Raw genomic sequence first — 6,275 nt, forward strand, 5'->3', positions numbered from 1 at the left:
TCTAAGATTCGTTCAAAACTTAACTATAATTTTCTTAGAAGTAAACGAATGTATAGGCGTGTCAGGGATCTTAGAGAAGATTATGATTATACGCAAGAGTATCTTGCTAAATATTTATCATGTAGTCAGTCGGCATATTCTAAAATCGAATCTGGTCAACGCCAGATTTCGATTTATTACTTGATTAAACTCTCAAGTGAGGAACTCCTAACAGCCTACAAGGAGGTCAAAGAGAAACATGACCAGATTCAGGAGTTTGAAGTTGTCCTAGCCGAGTATCAGATTGATAAGGTGGTTAAGGAAGGTCTTTTCATCAAGATGAATTACGGCGTCAAAAAAGACGGCTTGGAGCTATTCAAATCTTCAGTCTAGTGTTTACGAACACTCAGCAACTGCTAACAAGGCATTCTCAGGCTGGGAATTCCCTGGAGTAGAAGCACATGTTTCTAAATTCATTGGAACTGTACAGCTGAATGTTACTGGAATTGTAGGTAAGTACTTATGACATACAAAAACATATTATTAGGTAAAATGAGATACTTAATCCTGTTTTTGATTGCCATCCAGAGTGTCTTACTTGCTCTGGTAGCAATTTTTTTAACAGGTTTACAGTATCAACAGTCATGGCAGAGTTATGATCATCATTCCGGGACCGTAACAGTTTATCTTCAGAAGTTAACAGAAGAGCAATCACAAGATGTATTTAATTATTTTTTAGAACAGAGTGACTTGTCCATATGGACAAAACGTTCTGAAAGTAGTGATACAGGAGAAGGTCTAAATAGGATTTATATAGACATCCTTGGTAGCTCTGCTGGTTTTTCAGATTTTGAAAGTACGGGTAAAATAGTAGTCTCACAACAACAATTTGCAGATTTATTATCTCATAGTGATAATAGTATGACTATTGGACTTGACAAAGGCTCAAATAATATGCTTTACGAGCTTCCAGATTTATTATTTAGCACACCTGTAGTCATTGAACGATTAGATTATACTTTCCAAAACACTAATACGATTAATGGGGTATACCATATCAATGGTCTACACGATGCTGTCTCAAGAGATAACTTTCTGTTACATCTTTCAAAGATGTCAGGTATTTCTGTTGAGGATTTGACAAAAGAAAGTTTTGGAAGTAGTACTGATCAGGGAATTTGGGGAATAATACTTGCTATCATCATCTTAGTAAATGCCTTCATTTTACTGATTCTATTCTTAATCTGTGTTCTTCAATCCTTCAAACATTTCGGAACATTGATTCTTTTAGGATGGGATAGAAAAGAATTATGGTCTGCTTTTTTCAAAAATTCTTTACTATTTTCAATATACATTATTCCAATTATCTCTTTATGTAGTTGGTTGTTGTCAGGCTGGCCTAGTTTTGGTTTATCATCGTTTATTCTAGTTTTTGCTGGAGTCAGCCTCTCAGTCTTGTTGCTACTATTGATATTCATTATTCCAACGATTATTGTTTATTCGGTTTCTCCATTAGCCGCAATTCATAAACGATTACCAATGAAGCCTTTAATGGTAACCTGCTTGTTATTCTATACCTTGGTAGCTGGTTTGTTAATCGCAGTCAGTTACTCTTTAGATACTCCAATGAATCAGTTTATTGATAATATAAAAGTATCTAGGGAGTGGAGAAATGTTGAAGATATGTACGTTATATCCAGCTTTGTTGAGGGAAATGATGTAGGTACATATGCAGGAACTACAAATTCCCTTGAGCGTAGTATGTATAACTTTTACCAGCGTATATCTGAGCTTCCAGGTGTCTATATTGCCAAAGGACAATTTCTTAATCAGGAGTCCCTTGATGCAGTCTATGGGACATACCAGCATATCCCTAAAAAACCATTTTGGTATTTGAAATTCTCCTATAATTACCTGCAAGACCTAGGTATTCCCCTAAGTGATGAAGAGTTGCTAGAGATGAGGAATGGTACTCGACTTTATCTTCTACCTAACACGCTCAATACAGAAGAACTTGAGGTGATGAAGGCGTATTTACAGGAAAGTGTCACTGTAAAACCGGGAGATTTACAAACTAATTTCACAGAAAATCAGAAATTTATATTCAAGGTTTACCAACCGTCTCGACCAATATTTACTTGGTCAGATTCCATTTCTTATGGTACAACTAGTGAGAATCCAGTTATTTTTGTCTCAACACCAGAGAATTTATATTTCATGGAGTCGGCAAACTTAGTTGTCAGTGGCTATAATGGTCTTTTGAAGATTCGTGATAGGGAAACGATGGAACAGGTAGTGTCCGTTTTAGAAACAGAATTTCCAGATTTAACGGATAATCGGTTGAGTTTTACAACTGTCAAGAACTTTATCAATGGTCTTCAAAAAGATCTGAGTTACACATTTTATCTTTTCGGCACGATTATAGCGATTATCATCATTACGATGATGGCTATTTTCTGGAGTTTTGTCTTAATGTACCGCTTGTTATTTGAAGAAAAATTGTATGGCCAATACTTTATGGGATTCTCACCATGGAAAAGATATATTGGTGTGCTTTCTCTCATTATTAGTTTTTCTGTGATGGAACTAATCGTTTCTATCTTTGTGGGTTCTAAGTTGGGAATAGTCATGACACTAGCTACATTTGCTTTTCAGATAATGCTTCTTTACTTCAGTTTGTTCCGTAAAGAAGGGGAGAGTATCATACAATCATTTAAGGAGTAATCTCATGTCTAGAATTTCAGTACAAAATGTATCAAAACAATTTGGTTCAAGAGAAATTTTCAAAGACTTAAGCTTTGATATTGAGGAAAATGAATTTGTAGCTTTAGTAGGACCTTCTGGTTCTGGAAAATCGACCATCCTCAATATGATTGGGCTATTGGATACTGTTGACAGTGGTAAAATCCTAATCAACGGAAAAGTTTTGCCTAAGGTAAATTCGCAATCAGCAGTTCATTATCGAAGGAATGTCATCAACTATCTTTTTCAATCCAATGCACTCATTTCTACATCTAGTGTGAAAGATAACCTGATGCTTGCCATGACTTTTTCGAATTTCTCTAGACAGGAGAAAGAGCAGAGAATCAAGGAAACGCTAGAATTTGTTGGTCTACAAAATCGGTTAAATAGTAAAATCAATGAATTATCGGGAGGTGAACAGCAGAGAATTGCGATTGTGAGAGCTATTTTAAAGCCCGGAGATATTGTCCTAGCAGATGAACCAACTGGATCGTTAGATTCTGAAATGTCTCAAAAAGCATTCGATTTGATTCGAACTTTGAGAGATCAATTCGGTAAAACAATTTTGGTTGTTACGCATAACATGGAGCAAGCACGGCAATGTGATAGGATCATTTCACTGGAGTCGGTTCTTGTAAATTAACTCAACCATTATTAGAACTTGATACGGTTACTTTTGATTATGGAATATCGAAGGTGGAGAGTTTAAACATGAAAAAATTTACATACGATGTTATAAAACAGTCAAGTTTGTCTAATCGTTTGGAGTTAAAAATACATGTACTGGTTGAAAATCATATTGATGATGTCATTTGTCTGCATATCATTGCTAGTAATAAATTATTAGATATGGTTATTTTGAGGAAGATATTGTGAAAGTCAAAGATGATTATGAAGTTGAGTGGGATTTGTTAGAATTTCAAAAATTTAGAGCATTTTTGGCTTAGTAATATGTGTTGAAGACTCAAAATCTATGGTAAAAAGTAGCTTTGAAAACGTATTACCTCCAAAGACTTAGTTAAATAATGATTTAACACAAAAAGAAATTATTGAAGTTCTGGAAAGATGTTGTTTCAGTATAGAAATAAGTCTTGAAAAACTGGATTTGAAGAATTATTTTGATTATATTGTTTCGGATGACAATTGCTATTGAAGATTCGTACTCAGGGATACAGGAATCAACTAGTGCTGGTATTGCTACTATTGGATATTACGATAACCAATTGCCTTTATTTAATGCTAAGGCTGGAAGTATGCAAGAAGTGTTGAACGTAATTCAATCACAACATGAGTTTTAAAACGTCTAGACGTACTTAGAAAAATAAAAAAAGCGATATAGCAATTTGTACTGACCCCAAAAAGTTAGACAATTAATTTAAGCAAAGGATTTAGTTCTGTATTGTACAGGGCTAAGTCCTTTTAGTTTTACCTTAATTCGTTTGTTGTTGTAGTAATCAATATAGTCTACAATAGCTTGTTCCAAGTGTTCAAGTGACTGAAACGTATTCTCATAACCATAAAACATTTCAGACTTAAGAATGCCAAAGAAAGATTCCATCATACCGTTATCTGGACTATTTCCCTTACGTGACATAGATGGTTGGATTCCCTTATTCTTTAAAAAATGATGATAGAAATCGTGTTGGTATTGCCATCCTTGGTCACTATGGAGAATTGTATTTTCGTAATGGTTCTCTGTAAAGGCTTGTTCTAGCATAGCTTTCATTTGTACTAAGTTCGGCGAAGTAGAAAGATTGTAGGAGATAATTTCTCTGTTAAAGCCATCTAAAACTGGTGATAAATAAAGCTTTTGGCTGCTTGCTGGAATGGCAAATTCTGTCACATCTGTGTAGCACTTTTGCATTGGTTTGGTTGCTTCAAATTGACGTTGAATAAGATTATCTGCTTTCTTGCCAACCTCTCCTTGGTATGAAGAATACTTCCGTTTACGGCGAATTCGAGCCGTTAAACCAAGTACTTTCATCAGACGCTGCACCTTCTTATGGTTCACTACGAAGCCACGATTTCGTAATTCTAGAGTCATGCGACGATAGCCGTAATTTCCTTTGTGCTCAGTATAAATTGACTGAATTTCAGCTTTAATATCATAATCTTTATCGCTTTGATCCAGCTGTTTTAAGTGGTAATAATAAGTTGAACGGGCAAGTTTAATAATCTTTAGAAGGATATCTAAAGAAAACTCTGTTACCAGTCCTTGAACAATTTCCGTTTTTCTTCTTGCTCCTTTTCGTCTCTCAATCGGAGTTCTCTCAACTTTTTTAGAATGGCATTCTCCGCTCTCAAGTACTCATTTTCTGCTTGAAGACGTTCTAATTCTGTCATATCTTCAAATCTCTTCTTTGGCTTACGTCCCATTTTAGGTGGTCTCCCTCTTGTTTTCTCAACAATAGTATACCCGTTTTTCTTATATTGTGCCAGCCAATTCGAAAGTAATCCACTACTTAGAAGAGCATAATCCAGAGACGCCCTAATTTGTGAATGCCCCTCAAGAAGAACTTTATCAATGATCTCTTGTTTTAAATCAGGAGAATAGTAACGATTTTTTCCTTTTTTGACGAACTCTATTCCGTAACGATCAATCAATTTAATCATGTACCTAATATTAGAATTGTTTATCCCAAATTTATTTGAAAGCTTCTCTATGCTATATCCTTGTTTTCTAAGTTCATAGATCTGAACTTTATCATCATAACTCAATTTCATAATAAAACACCCCAAAAGTTAGATTTTTTCTGTCTAACTTTTGGGGTGCAGTACAATTTTGCTCTATCGCTTTTTTTATTTTTCTAAAAACAGCGGTAAAATACAGGATTTTTCACTCTTAATAGTGAAGTCTAAAAATTGAGAGAGTTTTATGAAAAATCGTTCACCGCCATTTCCTACCTTATCAAATTTATATAAGGAGGAATAAAATGGTGTATTTTATCTATGTAAATGGGGTAAAAGTCCCTGTTTCCAGAGAAGTTCTTGTATGATTGATTTGTGAACATTTTCCTATAATTTTGTAATATTTTTGAACTATAATATATTAGATAAACATGTCTTTTGTGTTTCACTTTATTTTACAATAAGACTAATTTTTGAAAGTCAGTAATTTTAAATAGTTGATAAAATCTTTGCTCTCAGACGGTTAATAGATATGCTTATGAGAAGTGTTTAATAAATTAATTTTAGTTCAAAATGTCCAGTTTGGACACTTTGAAAGATTTCCTAGTTTTATATATTATACTTTTCTCAGGAGAAGGCTAGATGTACAGACGTTTGAGAGATTTGAGGGAAGATCACGATTTGACCCAAAAACAAATAGCTAAAATACTTTCGTTTACAAACTCAGCTTATGCTAAAATTGAACGGGGTGAGCATGCCTTGACGGCAGATGTATTAGTAACTCTCTCAAACTTTTACGATGTCAGTACAGACTATCTATTGGGATTGACAGATTTTCCTGATAAAATTCGCTTTAGAAAATAATCTCCTCAATTGCATAGAGTGTGAAAATGAGGAGATTTTTTATGGCTCTTTGTCAACTGTAG

General features: G+C 34.4%; 5 protein-coding genes and 2 pseudogenes. 6 read left to right on the forward strand and 1 reads right to left on the reverse strand.

Annotated features, from left to right (window positions below):
* Positions 1–48: 48 nt before the first annotated feature.
* The 5 genes and pseudogenes from HT717_RS09860 to HT717_RS01625 all read left to right on the forward strand — a co-directional run.
* Positions 49–195: pseudogene (locus HT717_RS09860) on the forward strand (helix-turn-helix transcriptional regulator); the annotation flags it as partial.
* Positions 187–345, forward strand: a pseudogene (locus HT717_RS10080) (hypothetical protein); the annotation flags it as partial. The pseudogenes HT717_RS09860 and HT717_RS10080, both read left to right, overlap by 9 nt.
* 156 nt (positions 346–501) lie before the next feature.
* Positions 502–2,703, forward strand: coding sequence for an ABC transporter permease (locus tag HT717_RS01615; RefSeq protein WP_078238647.1), 2,202 nt, complete (start codon positions 502–504; stop codon positions 2,701–2,703).
* A gap of 4 nt (positions 2,704–2,707) precedes the next feature.
* Complete coding sequence (locus tag HT717_RS01620) at positions 2,708–3,364, forward strand: ATP-binding cassette domain-containing protein (RefSeq protein WP_024056640.1); 657 nt, start codon at positions 2,708–2,710, stop codon at positions 3,362–3,364.
* 68 nt (positions 3,365–3,432) lie between these two features.
* Complete coding sequence (locus HT717_RS01625; RefSeq protein WP_236616750.1) at positions 3,433–3,597, forward strand: hypothetical protein; 165 nt, start codon at positions 3,433–3,435, stop codon at positions 3,595–3,597.
* Positions 3,598–4,096: 499 nt separating this feature from the next.
* Here HT717_RS01625 and HT717_RS01635 read toward each other — a convergent pair.
* Positions 4,097–5,445 (reverse strand): IS3 family transposase gene (locus tag HT717_RS01635; protein ID WP_173304209.1). Its coding sequence is split into 2 segments (ribosomal slippage): positions 4,097–4,995 and positions 4,995–5,445, totalling 1,350 coding nucleotides; the frame shifts between segments, so codons are not numbered across the junction.
* Positions 5,446–5,991: 546 nt separating this feature from the next.
* On the opposite strand from HT717_RS01635, the gene HT717_RS01640 reads away from it, so the two are divergent.
* A complete protein-coding gene (locus tag HT717_RS01640; RefSeq protein WP_000286248.1) occupies positions 5,992–6,213 on the forward strand; it encodes a helix-turn-helix transcriptional regulator in 222 nt (73 codons plus the stop codon).
* The last annotated feature ends 62 nt before the right edge of the window (positions 6,214–6,275 follow it).

This window comes from Streptococcus sp. 959, assembly GCF_013277075.1.
Lineage (GTDB): Bacteria > Bacillota > Bacilli > Lactobacillales > Streptococcaceae > Streptococcus > Streptococcus pseudopneumoniae_C.

Excerpts from the sequence above, each read along its gene's own strand:
- HT717_RS01615 (WP_078238647.1), top strand. The coding sequence starts at position 502 with ATGACATACAAAAACATATTATTAGGTAAAATGAGATACTTAATCCTG.
- HT717_RS01620 (WP_024056640.1), top strand. The coding sequence starts at position 2,708 with ATGTCTAGAATTTCAGTACAAAATGTATCAAAACAATTTGGTTCAAGA.
- HT717_RS01625 (WP_236616750.1), top strand. The coding sequence starts at position 3,433 with ATGAAAAAATTTACATACGATGTTATAAAACAGTCAAGTTTGTCTAAT.
- HT717_RS01640 (WP_000286248.1), top strand. The coding sequence starts at position 5,992 with ATGTACAGACGTTTGAGAGATTTGAGGGAAGATCACGATTTGACCCAA.